General features: G+C 63.3%; 22 protein-coding genes. 8 read left to right on the top strand and 14 right to left on the bottom strand.

All coding sequences use genetic code 11. From position 1 onward, the window contains the following. Positions 1-73 precede the first annotated feature (73 nt). Genes fliL through fliR form a run of 7 tightly spaced genes read left to right on the top strand, consistent with a single transcriptional unit; the run spans position 74 to position 4,580 of the window. Complete coding sequence (fliL, locus tag ASN89_RS08880) at positions 74-586, top strand: flagellar basal body-associated protein FliL (protein ID WP_058049017.1); 513 nt, start codon at positions 74-76, stop codon at positions 584-586. A gap of 6 nt (positions 587-592) precedes the next feature. Beyond that, entirely contained in the window at positions 593-1,579 is a 987-nt protein-coding gene (gene fliM, locus ASN89_RS08875; protein ID WP_034754035.1) for a flagellar motor switch protein FliM, read from the top strand. A gap of 48 nt (positions 1,580-1,627) precedes the next feature. Next, the gene (gene fliN / locus ASN89_RS08870) at positions 1,628-2,062 is read left to right on the top strand and encodes a flagellar motor switch protein FliN (protein ID WP_034754038.1); all 435 of its coding nucleotides are present in this window, start codon (positions 1,628-1,630) and stop codon (positions 2,060-2,062) included. Beyond that, positions 2,059-2,652, top strand: coding sequence for a flagellar biosynthetic protein FliO (fliO, locus tag ASN89_RS08865; protein WP_058049016.1), 594 nt, complete (start codon positions 2,059-2,061; stop codon positions 2,650-2,652). Before fliN ends, fliO begins: the two co-directional genes overlap by 4 nt. A gap of 7 nt (positions 2,653-2,659) precedes the next feature. Next, positions 2,660-3,418, top strand: coding sequence for a flagellar type III secretion system pore protein FliP (gene fliP / locus ASN89_RS08860; protein ID WP_409929630.1), 759 nt, complete (start codon positions 2,660-2,662; stop codon positions 3,416-3,418). Between the two features lie 9 nt (positions 3,419-3,427). Then, positions 3,428-3,697, top strand: coding sequence for a flagellar biosynthesis protein FliQ (gene fliQ / locus ASN89_RS08855; protein WP_034754044.1), 270 nt, complete (start codon positions 3,428-3,430; stop codon positions 3,695-3,697). A gap of 16 nt (positions 3,698-3,713) precedes the next feature. Beyond that, positions 3,714-4,580 (top strand): flagellar biosynthetic protein FliR, encoded by an 867-nt coding sequence (gene fliR, locus ASN89_RS08850; protein WP_046685926.1) that lies wholly within the window; start codon positions 3,714-3,716, stop codon positions 4,578-4,580. 9 nt (positions 4,581-4,589) lie between these two features. On the opposite strand, the gene ASN89_RS08845 is transcribed toward fliR, so the two are convergent. Continuing rightward, on the bottom strand, positions 4,590-5,234 hold the full coding sequence (locus tag ASN89_RS08845; RefSeq protein ID WP_046685927.1) for a LysE/ArgO family amino acid transporter: 645 nt from the start codon (positions 5,232-5,234) through the stop codon (positions 4,590-4,592). 73 nt (positions 5,235-5,307) lie between these two features. On the opposite strand from ASN89_RS08845, the gene ASN89_RS08840 reads away from it, so the two are divergent. After that, positions 5,308-6,204, top strand: coding sequence for a LysR family transcriptional regulator ArgP (locus ASN89_RS08840; RefSeq protein ID WP_058049014.1), 897 nt, complete (start codon positions 5,308-5,310; stop codon positions 6,202-6,204). Positions 6,205-6,213: 9 nt separating this feature from the next. On the opposite strand, the gene ASN89_RS08835 is transcribed toward ASN89_RS08840, so the two are convergent. The 13 genes from ASN89_RS08835 to flgB all read right to left on the bottom strand — a co-directional run bounded on the left by ASN89_RS08835 (position 6,214) and on the right by flgB (position 19,058). Next, on the bottom strand, positions 6,214-7,473 hold the full coding sequence (locus ASN89_RS08835) for an MFS transporter (RefSeq protein WP_058049013.1): 1,260 nt from the start codon (positions 7,471-7,473) through the stop codon (positions 6,214-6,216). A 45-nt stretch (positions 7,474-7,518) separates the two neighbouring features. Beyond that, positions 7,519-7,962, bottom strand: a complete 444-nt coding sequence (locus tag ASN89_RS08830; protein ID WP_058049012.1) for a MarR family winged helix-turn-helix transcriptional regulator — start codon at positions 7,960-7,962, stop codon at positions 7,519-7,521. A gap of 168 nt (positions 7,963-8,130) precedes the next feature. Beyond that, a complete protein-coding gene (flgL, locus tag ASN89_RS08825) occupies positions 8,131-9,372 on the bottom strand; it encodes a flagellar hook-associated protein FlgL (protein WP_058049011.1) in 1,242 nt (413 codons plus the stop codon). 52 nt (positions 9,373-9,424) lie between these two features. Further along, on the bottom strand, positions 9,425-11,392 hold the full coding sequence (flgK, locus tag ASN89_RS08820; protein WP_046685932.1) for a flagellar hook-associated protein FlgK: 1,968 nt from the start codon (positions 11,390-11,392) through the stop codon (positions 9,425-9,427). Positions 11,393-11,480: 88 nt separating this feature from the next. After that, positions 11,481-12,401, bottom strand: coding sequence for a flagellar assembly peptidoglycan hydrolase FlgJ (gene flgJ, locus ASN89_RS08815; protein ID WP_058049010.1), 921 nt, complete (start codon positions 12,399-12,401; stop codon positions 11,481-11,483). 10 nt (positions 12,402-12,411) lie between these two features. Next, positions 12,412-13,527, bottom strand: coding sequence for a flagellar basal body P-ring protein FlgI (locus ASN89_RS08810; RefSeq protein WP_046685934.1), 1,116 nt, complete (start codon positions 13,525-13,527; stop codon positions 12,412-12,414). A 2-nt stretch (positions 13,528-13,529) separates the two neighbouring features. Then, on the bottom strand, positions 13,530-14,180 hold the full coding sequence (locus ASN89_RS08805; RefSeq protein WP_058049009.1) for a flagellar basal body L-ring protein FlgH: 651 nt from the start codon (positions 14,178-14,180) through the stop codon (positions 13,530-13,532). Positions 14,181-14,230: 50 nt separating this feature from the next. After that, complete coding sequence (gene flgG, locus ASN89_RS08800) at positions 14,231-15,013, bottom strand: flagellar basal-body rod protein FlgG (protein WP_034754070.1); 783 nt, start codon at positions 15,011-15,013, stop codon at positions 14,231-14,233. 72 nt (positions 15,014-15,085) lie between these two features. Further along, positions 15,086-15,829 (bottom strand): flagellar basal body rod protein FlgF, encoded by a 744-nt coding sequence (locus ASN89_RS08795; RefSeq protein WP_058049008.1) that lies wholly within the window; start codon positions 15,827-15,829, stop codon positions 15,086-15,088. A gap of 60 nt (positions 15,830-15,889) precedes the next feature. Next, positions 15,890-17,437 carry a flagellar hook protein FlgE gene (locus tag ASN89_RS08790; RefSeq protein WP_058049007.1) on the bottom strand — a complete coding sequence of 516 codons (1,548 nt, stop codon included), beginning with the start codon at positions 17,435-17,437 and terminating at the stop codon, positions 15,890-15,892. 53 nt (positions 17,438-17,490) lie between these two features. Continuing rightward, a complete protein-coding gene (locus ASN89_RS08785; RefSeq protein ID WP_046685938.1) occupies positions 17,491-18,186 on the bottom strand; it encodes a flagellar hook assembly protein FlgD in 696 nt (231 codons plus the stop codon). A 15-nt stretch (positions 18,187-18,201) separates the two neighbouring features. Further along, the gene (gene flgC / locus ASN89_RS08780; RefSeq protein WP_034754081.1) at positions 18,202-18,603 is read right to left on the bottom strand and encodes a flagellar basal body rod protein FlgC; all 402 of its coding nucleotides are present in this window, start codon (positions 18,601-18,603) and stop codon (positions 18,202-18,204) included. A gap of 2 nt (positions 18,604-18,605) precedes the next feature. Then, positions 18,606-19,058, bottom strand: coding sequence for a flagellar basal body rod protein FlgB (gene flgB, locus ASN89_RS08775; protein ID WP_058049006.1), 453 nt, complete (start codon positions 19,056-19,058; stop codon positions 18,606-18,608). Between the last annotated feature and the right edge of the window lie 34 nt (positions 19,059-19,092).

The raw sequence follows: 19,092 nt of genomic DNA, 5'->3' as shown, positions 1-19,092 counted from the left end.
TTTGCCGATAATGACATAATGGCGTCGTGATCCACTTCCATGCACCCGAGTACCATTGAAAGCAAATCCAAAAATGAAAGCAGATCCGAAAGCAGATGCAGGCCTGGCTCCCGCCGGCGCCTCGAAAAAGAAGCTTCTGATCATTGTGCTGGCCGCGGTGCTGGTGGCCGGCGGCATCGGTGGCGGTGCCGCCTGGTACTTCCTGCATGGCAAGGCCGATAAAGAAGAGTCGGCCCCGAGCAAGAAAAAACATGCCGCTTCCAAGGCAGGTCCACCCGTATTCGTGCCCGTCGATGCCTTCACCGTCAACTTGCAGCCGGAAAATGGCGAGCAATATCTGCAGATCGCGTTTACCCTGCAGGTGAGCAGCCCGGAAGAAATGGATTCCATCAAGCTGAACATGCCGAAGGTGCGCAGCCGCTTGCTGTTGCTGCTGTCGGGCAAGAAGGCATCCGAACTCAATACCGTGGAAGGCAAGCAGCAACTGGCGGCCGAAATCATCAATCAGGTGAACCAGCCGTTCGAGGACAAAGGGCCGGAGCAGGACGTGACGGACGTATTATTTACCGCATTCATCATTCAATAAGCAGCCATGGCCGATAATTTCCTCTCCCAGGAAGAAGTCGATGCCCTTCTGAAGGGCGTCAACGGAGACCAGGACGACGCGCAGGCGCCGGAAGATGTCACGGGAGTTCGTACCTACAACCTGGCAACCCAGGAGCGCATCGTGCGCGGCCGGATGCCAACGTTGGAAATTATCAACGAGCGTTTCGCCCGGCTGCTGCGCGTGGGCCTGTTCAACTTCCTGCGCCGCAGCGCCGAAGTGTCGGTCGGATCCGTGCGCGTGTCGAAATACAGCGAGTTCATCCGCAACCTGGTGGTGCCGACCAATCTGAACCTGGTGCACATGAAGCCGCTGCGCGGCACGGCCCTGATGGTCTTCGATCCGGGCCTCGTCTTCCTGCTGGTCGACAACCTGTTCGGCGGCGACGGGCGCTTCCATACGCGCGTCGAAGGGCGCGACTTTACGCAGACGGAGCAGCGCATCATCCTGCGCATTCTCGACATCGTTTTCGAAGCCTATACCAAGTCGTGGGAACCGGTCTTCCCCGTCGAGTTTGAATATATCCGTTCAGAAATGAACACGCAGTTCGCCAACATCGCCACGCCGAACGAGGTGGTGGTGGCGTCCACGTTTACGGTGGAACTTGGCTCCGTTTCCGGACAAATCCACTTCTGCATGCCGTATTCGATGATCGAGCCGATCCGCGATTCGCTGACCTCGAGCCTGCAGGGCGAGGCGCTGGAAGTGGACAAGCGCTGGATCCGTCTGATGACGCAGCAGATCCAGATCGCCGAAGTCGAGCTGGTGGCCTCGCTGGGCACGGCGCGCGTGTCGTTCGACGAAATTCTGAACATGAAGGTGGGCGACATCATCCCGCTGAATATTCCGGAACTGATCGCCGCCACCGTCGACGGCGTGCCCGTGATGGATTGCACGTATGGCGTGTTGAACGGACAATATGCGCTCAAAGTCGAAAAATTGCTGGCTAACGCCGACAACATGAATAACCATTAAGAAATACCCGGGCCGCTGCGGTCCGCATCAGTACAACAGGAGAAACACATGTCTGACAACCAAGACGACCAAAGCGCGGAAGACGATTGGGGCGCGGCCATTGCCGAGCAGGCCAAGGCGGAAGCCGAAGCGCTGCAGAACCAGGCCGCCAATACGGCCAGCGCGGCCAGCGCCGCCGTGTTCAAGGACTTTTCCAAGCAGGCGTCGAAGTCGGAAACGCACAACGATATCGATTTCATCCTCGATATCCCCGTGCAGCTGACGGTCGAACTGGGCCGCACCAAGATCGCCATCAAGAACCTGCTGCAACTGGCGCAGGGTTCCGTGGTCGAGCTCGACGGCCTGGCCGGCGAACCGATGGACGTGCTGGTGAACGGCTGCCTGATCGCCCAGGGCGAAGTGGTGGTGGTCAATGACAAGTTCGGCATCCGCCTGACCGATATCATCACGCCTTCCGAACGCATCCGAAAATTGAATAAATGAAGCCTGGCCTGTTGATTTCCACTGTGCTGCCGCTCATGGCGGCATGCAGCATTGCGCTGGCTGAAGCGCCAGCCGCGTCCGCACCAGCGGCGGCCAGCGCCGCCAGCGCTTCCGTCGAGGCGGCCAGCGAGACACCGCCAGCCGCCGCGGCAGAGGCGCCAGCAGCTTTGCCGGCTGCCTCGCCTGCCGCCGCCCTGCCCGCCATGCCGCCCGGCGCACCGGCGACGATGGCGCCGACAAGCTCGGCCGGCAGCCTGCTGCAAACCATTTTCGCGCTGATGTTCGTGCTGGCCCTGTTGATCGGCCTGGCCTGGTTCATGAAGCGCTATGGCCCCAAAGTCATGGGCGGCAACAACAAGATGCGCGTCGTCAGTTCGCTCAACCTGGGCGGACGCGAACGCATCGTCCTCGTCGAAGTGGCCGACCAGTGGATCGTCGTCGGCGCCTCGCCCGGCAGGATCAACGCGCTGGCCACCATGCCGCGCCAGGAAGGCGACCTGCCGCAACTGGCCGCGGCGCAAAACGGCCCCGCGGCCGCCAATTTTTCCGAGTGGCTGAAACAGACCATCGAAAAACGCAATGGGAAATAAGCGGCAGATGGCGTGGTCCACCTTGAAGACTCCCCTGACCTGGCTGCTGGCGGTTGCCGCCCTGGCCTTGCCGCTGTGGGCCATGGCCCAGCCTGGCATCCCGGCCTTCAACAGCACGCCGGCGCCGGGCGGCGGCCAGAATTACTCGCTGCCGGTGCAGACGCTCATCCTGATGACGTCGCTCACCTTTTTGCCGGCGGCCCTCTTGATGATGACCTGCTTTACGCGCATCATCATCGTGCTGTCCCTGCTGCGCCAGGCCATCGGCACGCAATCGGCGCCGCCGAACCAGGTGCTGGTGGGCCTGGCCCTGTTCCTGACCCTGTTCGTCATGGGCCCCGTGTTCGACAAGATCTATACGGATGCCTACCAGCCCTATCAGGAAAACAAGATCACCATGCAGCAGGCGATGGACAAGGGCGTCGATCCCCTGAAAACCTTCATGCTGAAGCAGACGCGCCAGGCCGACCTGGCCCTGTTCGCCAAGATGTCGCGCTCGGCGGCCCTGCAAGGTCCGGAAGACGTGCCGCTGCGCATCCTCGTGCCCGCCTTCGTCACGAGCGAACTGAAGACGGCGTTCCAGATCGGCTTTGCCATCTTCATTCCGTTTTTGATCATCGACATGGTGGTCGCCAGCGTGCTGATGTCGATGGGGATGATGATGATGTCGCCCGCGACGATCTCGCTGCCGTTCAAGCTGATGCTGTTCGTGCTCGTCGATGGCTGGCAGTTGCTGCTGGGCTCGCTGTCACAGAGTTTTTACTAGGGGAAGCAGATGACACCCGAAAGCGTCATGACCCTGGGCCGCCATGCGATGGAAATCACGCTGATGGTGGCCGCGCCCATGCTGCTCGTCGCCCTCATCATCGGCTTGATCGTGAGTATCTTCCAGGCGGCCACGCAGATCAACGAGGCGACCCTGTCCTTCATCCCCAAGCTGGTGGGCATTTTCGTTGCCATCGTCGTGGCGGGTCCGTGGATGCTGTCCGTCATGCTCGACTACATGCGCCAGGTGTTTACCGGCATCCCGAACCTGGTGGGCTAGTGCCGCGATTACCGCCATGCTGACCCTGTCCAGCATCGAACTGAACACGTGGATCGCAGCACTGCTGTGGCCGCTCAGCCGCATCCTCGGCCTGATCGCGGCCGCCCCCCTGTTCGGCAACGCGGCCCTGCCGGCCACCGTCAAGGTGACCCTGGGCGCGCTGCTGGCCATGATCATCGCCCCCACCGTGCCGGCCTTGCCCGCCGTCAACCCGATGTCCCTGCCCGGCTTGCTGATCCTCACGCAAGAGATGCTGGTGGGCCTGGCCATGGGCTTTTCCATCCGCATCGTGTTTTCCGCCATCGAAATGGCCGGCGAACTCAGCAGTCTCACCATGGGCCTGGGCTTCGCCTCGTTCTTCGACCCGCAAACCAAGGGCAGGTCGTCCGCCATCAGCCAGTTCCTCGTCATGCTGGCCACCTTGATGTTTTTGACCGTCAATGGCCATCTGGTCTTGCTGGCGGCGCTGGCGGAAAGCTTTGTCAGCCTGCCGATTTCATCGAGTCCCATCAGCGGCGGCGGTTTCCAGCAATTGGCGGCTTGGGGCGGGGAAATCTTCCGTTCCGGCCTGCAAATTTCGCTGCCCATCATCGCCGCCCTGCTGCTGACCAACGTGGCGCTGGGTATCTTGACGCGCGCCGCACCGCAGCTGAACATTTTCGGTATCGGCTTCCCCGTTACCCTGGGCGTGGGTTTGCTGGTGATCGGCATGGTCCTGCCCTACCTTGCCACGCCATTCCAGAACATGTTCCTGCGCGGCATAGAAACGGCGCGTCTGCTGCCGCGCGGCTTTGCTGCGCGCGACCGGCCGCCACCGCCAGCGCCGCCGAATCCCTTGCGTCCCGCACTGCCGGCGCCGGCGCCGCTGACGCCCGCGCGCTGACCAAGGCTATCAGCCCAGCGCGTGGCGCAGCAGCAGCGCCGACAGCACGAACATGGTCACGCCGATCAAGCCATCGAGCACTTGCCAGGCCCGGGGCCGCGCAAACCACGGCGCCAGCCAGCGCGCGCCATAGCCCAACGATGCAAACCACAGCAGGCTGGCCGCGCTGGCGCCAACGATAAACCAGCCGCGCAGCGCGCCCGGCTGCTGGGCACCGATACTTCCCACCAGCAATACCGTATCCAGATAGACATGGGGATTGAGCAAGGTAAAGGCGGCCGCCTGCGCCAGGATGGCAGCCAAGCCCAGTCCGATACCGCCCTCGGCGGCGCGCAGCTGCTGCGGACGGCGCGCACGCCGCAGCGCTTGCCAACCGTAGACAGCCAGAAAAATGGCGCCGCCCAGCGCCAGCGCGCTGGCCAGCAGGGGGCGCTGCCCCAGCGCCCGGGACATGCCCAGGACGCCGGCGGCAATCAGCGCCGCATCGGCCAGGGCGCAAAACAGCACGATGGCGCCCACGTGTTCGCGGCGCAAGCCTTGCCGCAAGACAAAGGCATTTTGCGAGCCGATGGCAACGATGAGTCCCAGGCCCAGGGTCAAGCCCTGGAAAAAGACGGAAAAAACGAGTGGTGTGGTGGCGGTGGAGAGTGTCATGCGGCGATCTTGCCAGCCGCATGGAATGAAGGCAAACTACCTTTTCTACAGCCAATTAAGGAAAACTTCATTCATGCTCGATTATGCCGCCCTCGCCGCCCTGGCCGCCGTCATCCGCGAAGGCAGTTTCGAGCGTGCGGCGCGCGCCTTGCACGTGACGCCATCGGCCATTTCGCAGCGCATCCGCCTGCTGGAAGAGCGCGTCGGCTGCGCGCTGGTCGTCCGCGACCAGCCCTGCCGCGCCACGGAAACGGGCCGCCGCCTGTGCCAGCACGTGGACCAGGTGCAATTGCTCGAGCAGGATTTACAGGGCACCTTGCCGGCGCTGGCAGCGCAGAGCATGTCGCGCGCCAGCGTGCCCGTCGCCGTGAACGCCGACAGCCTGGCCACCTGGCTGGCGCCGGCCATCGCCGTCTTCGCGGCCGGGCATCCGGTGCTGCTGCAAGTGGCCGTCGACGACCAGGACCATACGGCCGAGTGGCTGCGCAGCGGCGCCGTGCTGGCGGCCGTCAGCGCCACAGCCCGGCCCGCATCGGGCTGCAACAGCCGTCCGCTGGGCGCCATGCGCTACCTGGCGGCCGCCAGTCCCGCCTTCATGCGGCGGCATTTTGCCCACGGCGTGGGCGCCGCCAGCCTGGCGCTGGCGCCCAGCCTCGTCTTCAATGCCAAGGACGAGCTGCAGGCGCGCTGGGTGCGGCGCCTGTGCCACCGGCACGTGGAACTGCCGCGCCACACCCTGCCCTCGTCGCACGCCTTCGTCACGGCAGCCCTGGCCGGCATGGGCTGGGGCTTGCACCCGCAGGCGCTGATCCAGTCCCATCTCGACAGTGGCAGCCTGGTCGAACTGCTGCCCGCTACGCCCCTCGATGTGCCCCTGCACTGGCACACGGCGCGTGCCGCATCGAGCCTGCTCGACGGTTTGAGCGGCGCCATCCTGGCCGCCGCCCGCACGGGCCTGCTGCCGCCCTGATGGCCAGCCTCAGTGCTGGTCGCTGCTGAGCGCGAAGCGCCAGCGCCGCACGTCTATATTCAAACGCAACTGGTGATATTTGACCAGGTAGCGCACGCCGACGAGGGCCGCCGCCAGACCGGACAAAGCGCCGATGCCCAGCGCCCAGCGCGGGCCGAAAGTGTCGGCCACCCAGCCCACGATGGGCGCGCCCAGCGGCGTGCCGCCCGCCGAGATAGCCAAGAGTATCGCCATGACTCTGCCCCGCATGGCGGGCGCCGTCGACAGTTGCACGCTGCTGTTGACGCTGGTGGTAAAGGTTTGCGCGGCGATGCCGATGACCACCAGCATCATGCCGAACAGCCAGTAATTGGGCATCACGGCAGCCAGCGCGCAAGCCAGGCCGAACAGCGCGGCCGCCCCCAGCAGCAAGGCCAGGGTGGGCTGGCCGCGTCCCGCCGCCAGCAAGGCGCCGGCCACGGAACCGCAAGCCATCACGGAGCTGAGTACGCCATACTGGCCGGCGCCCGCATGGAAGGCCGTCACGGACATGGTCGACAGGAAGATGGGGAAATTCAAGCCGAAGGTGCCGATCAGGAACAGCATCAGCAGGATGGCCATCAGGTCGGGCCGCTGGCGCACGTAGCGGAAACCCTCGCCCAGGCTGGCGCGGGTGGCTTTCAGGCGCGGTGCGCGGCGCAGCAATTCCACGCGCAGCAGCAACAGCGAACCGATCACGGCGGCAAACGAGACGGCATTGATGATGAAGACCCAGCCGCTGCCGACGCTGCTGATGAGCAGGCCGGCGACGGCCGGGCCCAGCATGCGCGCCGCATTGAACGAAGTGGAATTGAGCGCCACGGCATTGCTCAGGTCTTCCTCGCCAACGATTTCGGACACAAAAGTCTGGCGCACGGGCGAATCGAAGGCCGTCACGCAGCCGAGCAGGAAAGCAAACACATACACATGCCACAGCTGCACCAGCCCGCTGATGCACAGCAAGCCCAGGCCCAGCGCCAGCAATCCCATGGCCGCCTGCGTGAACAACAACAATTTCCTGCGGTCCAGCAGGTCGGCCGCCATGCCCGTCAGGGGCAGCAACAGCAGTTGCGGGCCGAATTGCAAGGCCATGACGATGCCGACGGCGCTGGCATTGTGCTGCGTCAATTCGCTGAGCACCAGCCAATCCTGCGCCGTGCGCTGCATCCAGGTGCCGATATTCGACACGAGGGCGCCGCCGGCCCAGATACGGTAATTGGGAATGCGTAGCGAACGGAATGTGTTGTTCATCTGGGCGTGCGGGCTCCTTGCCGAGTGTTAAGGTCTAGCAGCGGATCATTCCGCCAAGCGTTTGAGTAATGCCACCGCATGGTTCAGTTCGGTGACTTCGTCCGGCGTGAGCCGGGTTTCGATGGTACGCGCCAGCCAGTCTTCGCGCGCGGCGCGGCTGGCCGCGATCCAGGCGCGGCAGCTGTCCGTCAGGGTCAATAGCGTTTGCCGGCCATCCGCCGGATCGGGCGAACCCGTTACCATCCGCGCCTCCGTCAAGGCTTGCACGGTGGCGGCCATCGACTGGGGCCGCATGCCTTCGGCACGCGCCAGGCTGCTGGCCGTGGCGGGGCCGTCGCGCTCAAGGCGGCTGAGCACGGACGCCTGCGACATGCTGACGTCCCCCAGGTGCGCCTCTTCACGCAGGCGGCGGCGCAATTTGCCGACCAGGATGCGCAATTCGCCGGCCAGTTGCAGAACTTGTTCGTGGTCTTCTTGTGGGGTGCTCATGTTAGCGGGATGATGGATCAACGGACTCCACTATAACATATATGCAGGTAGACTGCACAGTTTGCCTGCGTATATTGTCTAAGTGACCAGAATGCGGACGTAAAAAAGCCGGGGCGGGAGATATTCTCCCCGCCCCGGCTTGCCGCTCATCGTGCCGATGCCGGACGCTTAGCTGATGTAATTGAACAGCGACAGGCCCGAGATCGAGGTGAACGATTTCTGCGCCGCCTGCAGGGTGATCTGCTGCTGGCTGAAGGTGGAAATGGCTTTCACCATGTCCAGGTCCTGCAAGCCCGACAGGGTGCTTGCATATTGCAGGTCGAGGTCGTCGCCGGCGCTGTCGAGCGTATCGAGTTCCTTCAGGCGCGAACCGACTTCCGCGCGCACCGACAGCACATTGTCGTAGGCCGTGTCAAGCAGATCGTGCGCCGTGTTCAGGCTGGCCGTCAGGCGCGCCTGCCCCGCGTCGCCCGTGGCCGGCTGGCCCAGTGCGCCGATCAGGTTGGTAATCGTGGTAAAGATCGATTCCTTGCCGCTGGGCTCCAGGGTGAACTTGTCCAGGTCGGCGGGCTTGCCCGCGACATTGACTTGCTGGCCGTCAAAGTTGATGGCGTCGCCCGATTTATAGGCCACCGGCACGGCGGGATTTGGAATGGTCTGGCCCAGGGTCACGTCCGTCACGGTATAGGTTGTCTTGGCATCCGTGCCCGTGCCTGTCACCTGGAAGTCGATCGTGTACTTGTGTCCCGTCAGCTTGGTGGGATCGGTGACGGTGCCGCCGGAAATGATGCCGGCGCCGCCGCGCGTGAAGTTGCCCGGATCGGCCGCCGTGGTGAACTTGCCGTTGCCCGTCAAATTGTTTTCGAACACGGCCGCGCCCGAATCGCTGGTGGCCAGGTAGCGCGCCGAGCCCACTTGCAGCTCGCGCTGGCCCTGGTCGCCCACGTAGGTGGCGCCGCCCGGCGTCTGGCTGAACGGCTGGGTGGTCGACTTGTAGCCGGAAAACAGGTAACCGCCAGCATTGTCGGACGTGTTGGCGATGCCCATCAGGTCGGTCAGGCGGCCCTTCAATTCCGTGGCCAGGCTCTGGCGGTCGATATCCTTCAATGCCGGATTGCCGGCCTTTAGCACCAGTTGCTGCACGTCGGCGATCAGCGAGGTGGTGCTGCCCAGCGCCAGCTCTTCCTGCGAAAGGAAATTCTTGGCGTTCGAGCGGTTCGTCACGAATTGCGTGTTGATCGATTGCGACTGCGTCACTTCCAGCGCGCGCGCCGAGGCGATCGGGTCGTCGGCCGGCGTCAGGTTGCGGCGATTCGCCGACAGCTGCATCTGGGTGCGGTTCAACGCGCCCTGCAGATTGTTCAGCTGCGTGCTGCCCGCGTCATAGATCATTTTGGTACTGATGCGCATGATGCTGCCCTTCCTGATGGCGGCGGGGCGCTATGCGCCGCCGCCTGAATAATTAACGTCCGAGGCCGATGACCACGTCGAACAGGGTGCTGGCGATCTGCATGACCTTGCCGCAAGCCTGGTAGGCTTGCTGATAGCGCAGCAGGTTGGCCGCCTCTTCATCGAGGTTGACGCCGGAGACAGCCTGCTGCTGCGTGCTGGTTTGTTGCAATAACGCAAGACTGGCCAGGCCGCTGACCTGTACTTCGCGCGTCTTGTTGCCGACATAGCTAACGGTTTCCGCGTACGAACCCTGGAACGTGGCCTTGCCGCCATCGAGAATGTTTTTCGTCTGCAAGCCCGCCAGCAAGGCGGCATTGCGGCTGTCGCCTACGCCGCCCGAGTTCGGCGCGATGGTAAATTTGTCGCCCTGCGCGGGCGCACCCGTCATGTTGAAGTTGATGCCGCCGAAGCTGAAGCTGTCGCCTTCCGTGTACGGGATAGTCGCCGTGCCGGCCGGATATGTGGTGGTCGCGCCGTTCAAGCCTTTCACCGTCACGGCCTGGCCCGCAGGGAAACCCGACAGCGAAGTAGTGGCCTTGTCGTACGTCAAGGTGACGGTACTCGTCAAGGCATTGCCCGGCGTTAAATACGCCTTGTCCACGCTACCCAGGCCGAGCTTGCCGCTGCCCGTATTGCTGACGGGCGCGCCCGTGGCGATCGGCGCGCCGGCGGCCAGCTTGTTGCGGTCGGTAATCGCCACGGCCAGGTCGGCAGCGCCATGAGCGGTCGGCCTGACCATGAAATTGTCGCCTTCGGCGGCCGCGCCCGTGATGGAGAAATCCACGCCGTCGATGGTTTGCGGCACGGTTTGCGGATACGGATTGATGGTTGTTTTCGCGCCATCGCTCTGGCGCGTCACCACGTAATTGGCGCCGTCATACTTGACGGCATAATCGCTGGCCGTCAGCTTGGTTGGATCGCTGACCTTGGCCGACACCACGGTCGTGCTGGTCGCATTGTTGCGGTAGTCGGCGCCGATGACGGGATCGGGCAATTTGAAGAAGTCGCCCCCCATGTCGCCGTTCAAGTCCTGGCCCAGCTTGTGCTGTTCATTGAAGGTGGACGCCAGCGCGATGGCAACCTTGCCCAGCGAATTCTGGATGCGGTCCAGGCTGCCGCTGCGGAATTCCAGCAAGCCGCCCAGCGCACCGCCGCTCAGGGAACTTTCCGACAGCTTGGTGACGCTCGTACCCGTCACATAGCCCACGTCCAGGCGGTTCGGATCCGTCGGCGACGGCGTGGTGGCCAGTTCAAAGTTCTTCTCGCCCACCACCAGCGGCTGGCCCGAGCCGATCGAGACGGTAATCGAGTTGCCGGCGCCAGGCTGAACCGTTGCCTTGACGTATTTGTTCAGCTCCGTGATCAGCTGGTCGCGCTGGTCCAGCAAATCGTTGGGCTGATTGCTTTCATTCACGGTCAGATTGGTAATCGCGGTATTGAGTTCCGCGATCTGCTTGGCGTAGGAGTTGATCACTTTCACGTTCGAGGTGATCTGCGAATTGACGCCGTCGCCGATTTCCGTCAGGCGCGCGCTGAGGCCCTGGAAGCGCGCCGTCAACGAGTTTGCGCTCGACAACAATGCCTGGCGCGACGACACGGACGAGGGATTCGAGCTGAAATCCTGCACGCCCTTGAAGAAATCGGCCATCGCCGGCGACAGCCCGGCCGTGGGATCGGCCAGCATATTGTCGATCTGGCTGATCTGCGTGTAGTAGGCGTCGAGCGAACTGGTGGCCGACTGCGCGCCATTCACCTGGGCCGCCATGAAACCGTCGTACTGGCGCTTGACTTGCGATACCTCGGTACCATTGCCAACAAAGCCATAGCCGGCATTGTTGAACTGCGCCGTCTGCTGCAGCACCACCTGGCGGTTGTAACCGTCCACGTTGGCATTGGTGATGTTATGCCCGGTCGTCGACAGGCCCACCTGCGCTGCAAGCAAACCGCTCTTACCGATGCTGAGTAGATTCGAAGTCATGGTGTCTTATTGGTTACTGTCATGAGTATTTACGGCAGCCGCGGCGAAAACTTGAAGCGCGCGGCCTGCACAGGGGTGCGGCGTGTTACTAGCCGACCAGCGAATTCTTGATGATTTTTGTCAATTTGGCAGCGTAATTCGGGTCCGTCGCGTAGCCGGCTTTCTGCAAGCCGTGAGCAAACGTGCTGGCGTCGCCCGCGCTGGCCAGGACTTTCTCGTAGCGCTTGTTGTTGGTAATCAACTGCGCATAATCCTTGAAGCTGTCCGCATAGCTGTCGTAGGCGCGGAATTTTTCCACCTTGCGCTGCGCCTTGCCATTCACGTATTCCGTGGTGACGGCTTCCGTGACCTTGCCCTTCCAGTCGCTGGACGCCTTGATGCCGAACAGGTTGTGGCTGCTGCTGCCGTCGCGGGCGATGATTTCGCGCTTGCCCCAGCCCGTTTCCAGCGCCGCCTGGCCCAGCATGAACTTGGCAGGGATACCCGTGGCGCGGCTCGCTTCTTCCGCATGCACGCCCAGTTTTTCCTGGAAGGCGCGCACGTGCGGCGCCTGCGTGGCGTTGGCCTTGTCGCTCAGGGTCCTGCCGGTGGTGGCGGCGGAACCTTCGGTGAGAGCGCCCTGCTGCTGGCGGAACGCGGCCAGCGCCTGCGCCATGCTCGACGAGCGGGGCGACGGCGCTTCGGCGCCATCGGCGGCCAGCGCCTGGTTCGACGACGACAACTGGCGGATCAGCACGTCCGCCAGGCCCGTGCCCCGCTTGGCCAGGTTCTGGCTCGTCTGCTGGTCCAGCATCGAGGTGTACATCTTGCTTTGCTGGCTATCCATGATGCCGTCCTGCGGCGTGGCTTCGCGCATGCTTTTCATCATCATGTTGATGAACATGGCTTCGAATTGCGTGGCCGCCTCTTTCAGGGCGGCGGGGTCCTTCGCCTTGGCGGACTGGCGCAAGCCATCCATGCCCTTGACGTCATAGGCGGCGGTATTGCTGAGGTCGGTTTGGCTGATCATGGCGTGTCCATCAAATGATTTCAAGTTCGGCGCGCAGCGAACCGGCCGCCTTCATCGCCTGCAGGATGGCCAGCAAGTCTTGCGGCGAGGCGCCGATGGCGTTCAAGGCTTTCACCACCTCGGACAGCGAGGCGCCGCCCTTGACCAGCATGACCTTGCCCGGCTCTTTCTTGATATCGATCTGCGCCGTCTGCGTGACCACCGTGCGCCCGCCCGACAATGGCGGCGGCTGGCTCACCTGCGGCTCGACATTGATGGTGACGGACAGGTTGCCGTGCGAAATGGCACATGTTTCCAGGGTGACGGACTGGTTCATCACGACGGAACCCGTACGGGCATTCATGATGACCTTGGCCGCCAGGCGGGCCGGATTGACTTCGATGCTTTCCAGTTGGCCCAGGAAGGACACGCGCTGGTCGCTGCCGCCCGGCGACTGCACCTGGATCACGCGGCCATCGAGCGCGGCGGCCGTGCCGGCGCCGTAGCGGCTGTTGATGGCGTCGACCACGCGGCTGGCGGTGGCGAAATCGGTGGCGTTCAATTCCAGGCGGATCGTGTTGTTGGCGCCCAGCGCCGAAGGCACGCTGCGCTCGACGGTCGCGCCGCCCGAGATGCGCCCAACGCTCAAATGATTGATGACGACGGAGCTGCCGGCCGCCTGCGCACCCACGCCGCCCACCAGCACGTTGCCCTGCGCCATGCCGTACACCTGGCCGTCGGCGCCCTTCAATGGCGTCATCAATAAAGTGCCGCCGCGCAAGCTTTTCGCATTGCCCATCGACGACACCGTCACGTCGAGCAACTGGCCCGGCTGGGCAAACGCGGGCAAGGCCGTCGTCACCATCACGGCGGCCACGTTTTTCAACTGCAAACTGGTGCCTTGCGGCAAGTTAATGCCCTGCTGCTGCAGCATCGCCGCCACGCTCTGGATGGTAAATGGGGTTTGCGTGGTCTGGTCGCCGCTGCCGTCGAGGCCGACGACGAGGCCATAGCCCATCAGTTGATTCTGGCGCACGCCGGCGATGCTGGCCAGGTCCTTGATGCGCTCGGCTTGCGCCGCGGGCGCCAGCAGGGAGAGAGCCAGGCCGCAGATGGCCAGCAAGCGGGGAAAGGTTACGCTCGCCATGATCAGAACGGCAGCAGGCTGAGGAAAAAGCGCGACGCCATCGAGGCCATTTCGGCGCGGTCGATCTGGCTGTTGGTGCGGTATTCGACGCGCGCATCGGCCACCTGGGTCGATGGCACGACGTTGCCCGTGCCGATGGTATCCGGATTGACCATGCCCGAGAAGCGGATGAATTCCGTGCCCTTGTTCATGGCGATCTGTTTCTCGCCGGCGACGATCAAGTTACCGTTCGGCAGCACTTCAATCACCGTCACGCCGATCACGCCGGAAAAGGTATTGCTGGCGGACTGGTTATCGCCATCGGCAAATTTCGTCGCGCCATTCGCCGCCACGGTGCCACCCAGGCGGCCCTGCAGCATGCCTGGCGTGCTGAAGCCCACGCTGCCCGACTTGTTGCCCGAACTGGCGCCCGCCTTGACGGCGTTCGTGCGCTCGGTGATGGCGATCGTCATGGTGTCGCCCACGTGGCGCGCGCGGCGGTCTTCGAAGGCGGGACGGTAGGTCGACGGCTGGTAGATGGAGCCATTGTTGACGACCACGGGTTCCGGCATCGGCGCGCGCGTGGTGGTGGGATATTGCACGATGGACGTAGGCGTGATGGCGCAGCCGGACAGCAGGACTGCAGTGAACAAAGCGATGATGGGGTATTGCATGGCGAACCTCCGCTGCCATCCGGCGGCGGATGGCATGACGACTATGAAAATTAAAGTTGCGACAATTTCTGCAGCATTTGATCGGATGTGGTGATGGCCTTGCTGTTGATCTCGTAGGCGCGCTGCGTCTGGATCATGTTGACCATTTCCTCGGCCACGTTGACGTTCGACGTCTCGATATAGCCCTGCATCAGCACGCCGGCGCCGTTGGTGCCCGGGGTGTTGGTTTGCGCCACGCCGGAAGCGCCCGTTTCCATGTACAGGTTTTCTCCCTTCGATTCCAGGCCGGCCGGATTGACGAAGGTGGTCAGCTGCAGCGAGCCGATCTGCGATGGCGCCACGGTGTCGGGCAAGGTGACGGACACGGTGCCGTCGCGCGCCACGGTCAGGCTCAGCGCATTGGTCGGCACGGTGATGGCCGGCTGGATGACGAAACCTTCGGACGTGACGAGCTGGCCGTTGGCGTCCGTCTGGAACGAGCCGTCGCGCGTGTAGGCGGTGGCGCCGTCCGGCATCAGCACCTGGAAAAAGCCCGTGCCGTTGACCATCACGTCGCGCGAATTGCCCGATGCCTGGGGATTGCCCTGCGTATGGATGCGTTCGGTGGCCACGGTGCGTACGCCCGTGCCGATCTGCAAGCCCGATGGCAGCTGGGTCTGCTGCGACGATTGCGCGCCAGGCTGGCGTACATTTTGATACAGCAAGTCTTCAAACACGGCGCGCGACTTCTTGAAGCCCGTGGTGCTGACGTTGGCCAGGTTATTGGCGATCACGTCCATCTGCGTCTGCTGCGCTTCCAGGCCGGTCTTGGCAATCCAAAGGGAACGAATCATGATTTTTCTCCAATAACAGCGCTAACCAGCCCTGTAGACAATTTCTATGTGACCATTATGCGGGCGCCCCCATCAATTCAAAGCGAGGATCTGGGTGGCTTTCGCCGCGTTATTCTCGGCATTCTTCAACAAGCTCATTTGCGTTTCGAACTGGCGCGCCAGGGCGATCATGCTGACCATGGAGTCGACGGGGCTGACATTGCTGCCTTCCAGCGCACCGGTGGTCAGCTTGACGGCCTGGTCGGCCTGCGCCACCGTGCCGTCTTTCAGGCGGAACAGGCCGTCGTCGCCGCGCACCATTTGCTGCTCGGGCGGATTGACCAGCTTGATGCGTCCCAGCACCGTCGACGGGCCTGGCGGCACGTCCGTGGAAATCGTGCCCACCGTGCCGTCGCTGGCGATGGCCACCGTCACGCCGGGCGGAATGGCCATGGGCCCCGTATCGCCCTGCACCATCAGGCCCGACTGCGTTTGCAGCATGCCGTTTTCATTGAGTTTCAAGGCGCCATTGCGCGTGTAGGCTTCGGAACCGTCAGCCGACTGCACCGCGATCCAGCCCGCGTTTTCCACGGCCACGTCGAGCGCGCGGCCCGTGTGCTGCATCGGACCTTGCGTGAAATCGGAACCGACCGTCGAATCGACGACGAAGGCGCGCGTCGGCATCATGCCGTCGGCCACCACGGGCACGGCGCGGAACGAGTCGAGCTGGGCACGGAAACCCGTGCTGGTGGCGTTCGCCAGGTTGTTCGCCGTGGTCGCCTGCTTGTCGAGGATGTGCTTGGCGCCCGAGCCGGCGGTGTAGATGAGACGGTCCATGTGTTTTCTCCGTGCAAAACGAAAGCCGGGAGCAGTCCGAGAGGACGGCTCCCCTTACTCTTAACGCAGGTTGACGAGGGTCTGCAGGACCGAGTCCTGCGTCTTGATGGTTTGCGCATTCGCCTGGTAGGCGCGCTGGGCCGTAATCATGTTGACCAGTTCCGCCGTCAGATCGACGTTCGACACTTCCACCGACGAAGCGCGCAAATTGCCCAGGTTGCCCGTCTTCGGCTCGCCCGTGACGGGTTTGCCCGAGGCCGAGCTTTCCACCCAGGCGTTGTTGCCCAGCGGCTCCAGGCCGTTCGGGTTGACGAAGTTGCTCAACACCACTTGGCCCAGGCTGCGCGTCTTGCCATTGTTGTACTGGCCCTGGATGACGCCGTCGTCGCCCACGATGAATTGACTCAGCTGGCCCGCCTTGTAGCCGTCCGCTTCCGTTTTCTTTTCCGCCGTGGGGCTGCCCAGCTGGGTGGACTTGGTGAAGTCGACCTGGAGCGACAGGGTCGCATTTGCGCCCGTGGCCGGGAAGATCGGCAAGTTGACGGTGACGGGCAGGGTTTGCGGCGGCGTCATGGCCAGCATGGCGGCCCGGTCCAGGCTGCCGACCGTGTTGAAAACCAGCGAACCGGTCTTGATGGCTGGCACATTGGTGACGGCGCGGACGGCCGCGTCGATCTGGTCGGGCGTGCGGCTCGAATTGATACCGTTCGGCACGGCACTGCCGTAGGTGGCGGCGATGGCGGCCAGCTGCGCCGGCGTGGCGCCCGCAGCGGCGGCGGCGGCGGAGACGGCGGCACCGACGGCATTGCCATAGGCGACGGCGGCGGTCGTCACATTGGCCGGCACCAGCGGCACGGCCGTGGCGGCGGCCTGGTAGGCGGCGCGCGCGGCCAGCGAGGCAGGGTCCGTCTGCAGGGCGGCCGCGGCCTTCATGCTGGTCACTTCCGTGCCGTCAACGGCCGAGTAGACATCCCAGGTGTTGGTGCCCGTCTTGACGTAGAAATTCGACATGATGTGCGAATTGCCCAGCGAATCGAAGACTTCGACGGGAAACTGCTTGCTGTACGACGTGTCTTCACCGAGCTTGAACGGCACCGTGGTCGGCATGGGCGTATTCGAATTGAGGTTGACTTCCGTGCTGACCTTGGTCGTTGCCTGCGGTTTCATGTCCGACTGGTCGATCTGCAGGGGCACGATGGCGCCGGCGACGATCTTGCCGTTGGCGTCGGCCGGATAACCGGTCAGCTGCGCCAGCTGGGCGTTGACGATGAAGCCGCTCTTGTCGACCTGGAACTGGCCATTGCGCGAATACTGGATGGCGCCGTTGACGCTGGTACGGAAGAAGCCGCCGCCATTGATGGCGATATCGAGGGGATTCGACGACGATTCCAGGTTACCCTGGTTAAATTGCTGGGCGATTTGCGAGACCGACACGCCGATCCCCGCCTGGTTGCCGCCCACGCCATACAGCGAGTTGGCATAAATGTCGGCGAACTGGGCCTGCGACTGCTTGAAACCCACGGTCGACGAGTTGGCGATATTGTTGCCGATGACGTCCAGCGATTTGGCGGCGCCATTCAAGCCGCTCAGGCCTTGTTGGAAAGACATTGTGTTCTCCTGGTAGAAATTAGGGGTAGAGGTTCACGCTAAGGGGAAGCGGCTTACAGAATCTGTTTCACGTCGGCCATGGTGATGCTGCCCACGCCCGGGACATTCAATTTCACGCCATTCGCACCCGTCGACACGCTGGCGACCGAACCGAACATCAGCGCCGTTGCATCCTTGAGCTGGACACCGCCCCGCGTGGCTTCCACCGTGAAGGTGTAGGCGCCGTCGGCTAGCACGACCGGCTTGCCATCCTTGTCGAGATCGGCGGTGGAACCGTTCCAGCCCAGCGGCAAGGTGCCCGCCGCCTGTGCGCCCAGGTCGATGGAATGGACTTCCTTGCCAGCCTTGTAGATGACGACCCTGACCTTGTCGGCTGGCGTGGCCAGGTCCACGCCCAGCAGCGCGGCGCTCTTGCTCAGGTTGATGTCCTTGCCCGCCGTCAACACACCATGGCCGATGATGTTGGCCGCCTGCATCGATTCGGCTTGCTGGTAGCTGGCCTTCAAGCTTTCCACGGTGGTATTGAGCTTGTTGACGCCCGTCACCGTGGACAGTTGCGCCAGCTGGCTGGTCAATTGCGCATTGTCCAGCGGATTCATCGGATCCTGGTTTTTCAGCTGGGTGACCAGCAGGGTGAGGAATTTGTTCGTCTCCGCTTCGACACTGCCTGGCTCGGCCGTCGTCTTCTTCGGATTCATCGTCGCCATCAGGTCGGTGATTTTGGAGGTACTGGTATCGATGGTTGCCATAATGATCAGTCAGCCTTATTGGCCAATGGTGAGGGTTTTCAGGAGCAGCGACTTGGCCGCGTTCATGGTTTCCACATTGGTCTGGTACGAACGCGAGGCCGAAAGCATGTTGACCATTTCATCAACGGTATTGACGTTGGGCATGGTGACGTAGCCCTTCTCGTCGGCCAGCGGATTCTTCGGGTCGTAGACCAGTTTCATCGGCGAAGGATCTTCGATCACCTTCTGCACCTTGACGGCCGTGGCGCCGTTGGCCATGGGCACGGCTTCGAACACCACCTGCTTGGCGCGGTAGGCTTCGCCCGTGGCGCTGGTGGCGCTGTCGGCATTGGCCAGGTTGCTGGCCACCGTGTTCAGGCGCTGCGCCTGGGCGCTCATGGCCGAACCGGAAACATTGAAGATATTAAATAGCGACATGATTATTGTCCTCCCTGGATGGCCGTCAGCATGCCCTTGATCTGCGAGTTGAGGAACGTCACGGCCGCCTCGTAGCGGATGGCGTTGTCGGCAAAGGCGTTGCGCTCGAGGTCCATGTCGACCGTATTGCCATCGACGGCGCCCTGGGCCGGCGCGCGGTACAGCAGCGGCGTACCGTCGGCCAGGGTTTCGACCTTGCCGCCGCCGGTGGCGCCCGCAGCCGCGGCCACGCCCTTGCCCGGCAGATGCTGCGGCGCCGTGCCCTTCAGGGCCGGCGGCACGCCGTCCTTGCGCTCCATCGCGCCCTTCAGCGCGGCGGCGAAATCGACATCGCGCGCCTTGTAGTTGGGCGTGTCGGCATTGGCGATATTCGAGGCGAGCAATTCCTGGCGCGTCGAGCGCAGGCTCAGCGCCGTCTCGTTGAAGCGCATGTAATCGTCGAGTTTCCCTATCATGTCAGGCTCCGGAAAGATCTGCCACTGGCGCCCG

It is taken from the genome of Janthinobacterium sp. Ant5-2-1 (assembly GCF_001445815.1).
Taxonomy (GTDB): domain Bacteria; phylum Pseudomonadota; class Gammaproteobacteria; order Burkholderiales; family Burkholderiaceae_D; genus Janthinobacterium; species Janthinobacterium lividum_E.
The sequence above is the reverse complement of the archived record's forward strand: the minus strand, read 5'-3'. Positions and strand labels throughout refer to the sequence as shown.

Coding starts and splice junctions, on each gene's coding strand:
- ASN89_RS08835 (WP_058049013.1), bottom strand. CDS start 7,473: ATGAACAACACATTCCGTTCGCTACGCATTCCCAATTACCGTATCTGG.
- ASN89_RS08795 (WP_058049008.1), bottom strand. CDS start 15,829: ATGGACCGTCTCATCTACACCGCCGGCTCGGGCGCCAAGCACATCCTC.
- fliM (WP_034754035.1), top strand. CDS start 593: ATGGCCGATAATTTCCTCTCCCAGGAAGAAGTCGATGCCCTTCTGAAG.
- flgC (WP_034754081.1), bottom strand. CDS start 18,603: ATGTCGCTATTTAATATCTTCAATGTTTCCGGTTCGGCCATGAGCGCC.
- flgB (WP_058049006.1), bottom strand. CDS start 19,058: ATGATAGGGAAACTCGACGATTACATGCGCTTCAACGAGACGGCGCTG.
- fliN (WP_034754038.1), top strand. CDS start 1,628: ATGTCTGACAACCAAGACGACCAAAGCGCGGAAGACGATTGGGGCGCG.
- flgJ (WP_058049010.1), bottom strand. CDS start 12,401: ATGATCAGCCAAACCGACCTCAGCAATACCGCCGCCTATGACGTCAAG.
- ASN89_RS08805 (WP_058049009.1), bottom strand. CDS start 14,180: ATGCAATACCCCATCATCGCTTTGTTCACTGCAGTCCTGCTGTCCGGC.
- fliR (WP_046685926.1), top strand. CDS start 3,714: ATGCTGACCCTGTCCAGCATCGAACTGAACACGTGGATCGCAGCACTG.
- ASN89_RS08810 (WP_046685934.1), bottom strand. CDS start 13,527: ATGGCGAGCGTAACCTTTCCCCGCTTGCTGGCCATCTGCGGCCTGGCT.
- fliP (WP_409929630.1), top strand. CDS start 2,660: ATGGCGTGGTCCACCTTGAAGACTCCCCTGACCTGGCTGCTGGCGGTT.
- ASN89_RS08840 (WP_058049014.1), top strand. CDS start 5,308: ATGCTCGATTATGCCGCCCTCGCCGCCCTGGCCGCCGTCATCCGCGAA.
- flgG (WP_034754070.1), bottom strand. CDS start 15,013: ATGATTCGTTCCCTTTGGATTGCCAAGACCGGCCTGGAAGCGCAGCAG.
- ASN89_RS08845 (WP_046685927.1), bottom strand. CDS start 5,234: ATGACACTCTCCACCGCCACCACACCACTCGTTTTTTCCGTCTTTTTC.
- fliQ (WP_034754044.1), top strand. CDS start 3,428: ATGACACCCGAAAGCGTCATGACCCTGGGCCGCCATGCGATGGAAATC.
- ASN89_RS08785 (WP_046685938.1), bottom strand. CDS start 18,186: ATGGCAACCATCGATACCAGTACCTCCAAAATCACCGACCTGATGGCG.
- ASN89_RS08830 (WP_058049012.1), bottom strand. CDS start 7,962: ATGAGCACCCCACAAGAAGACCACGAACAAGTTCTGCAACTGGCCGGC.
- flgL (WP_058049011.1), bottom strand. CDS start 9,372: ATGCGCATCAGTACCAAAATGATCTATGACGCGGGCAGCACGCAGCTG.
- ASN89_RS08790 (WP_058049007.1), bottom strand. CDS start 17,437: ATGTCTTTCCAACAAGGCCTGAGCGGCTTGAATGGCGCCGCCAAATCG.
- flgK (WP_046685932.1), bottom strand. CDS start 11,392: ATGACTTCGAATCTACTCAGCATCGGTAAGAGCGGTTTGCTTGCAGCG.
- fliL (WP_058049017.1), top strand. CDS start 74: ATGAAAGCAGATCCGAAAGCAGATGCAGGCCTGGCTCCCGCCGGCGCC.
- fliO (WP_058049016.1), top strand. CDS start 2,059: ATGAAGCCTGGCCTGTTGATTTCCACTGTGCTGCCGCTCATGGCGGCA.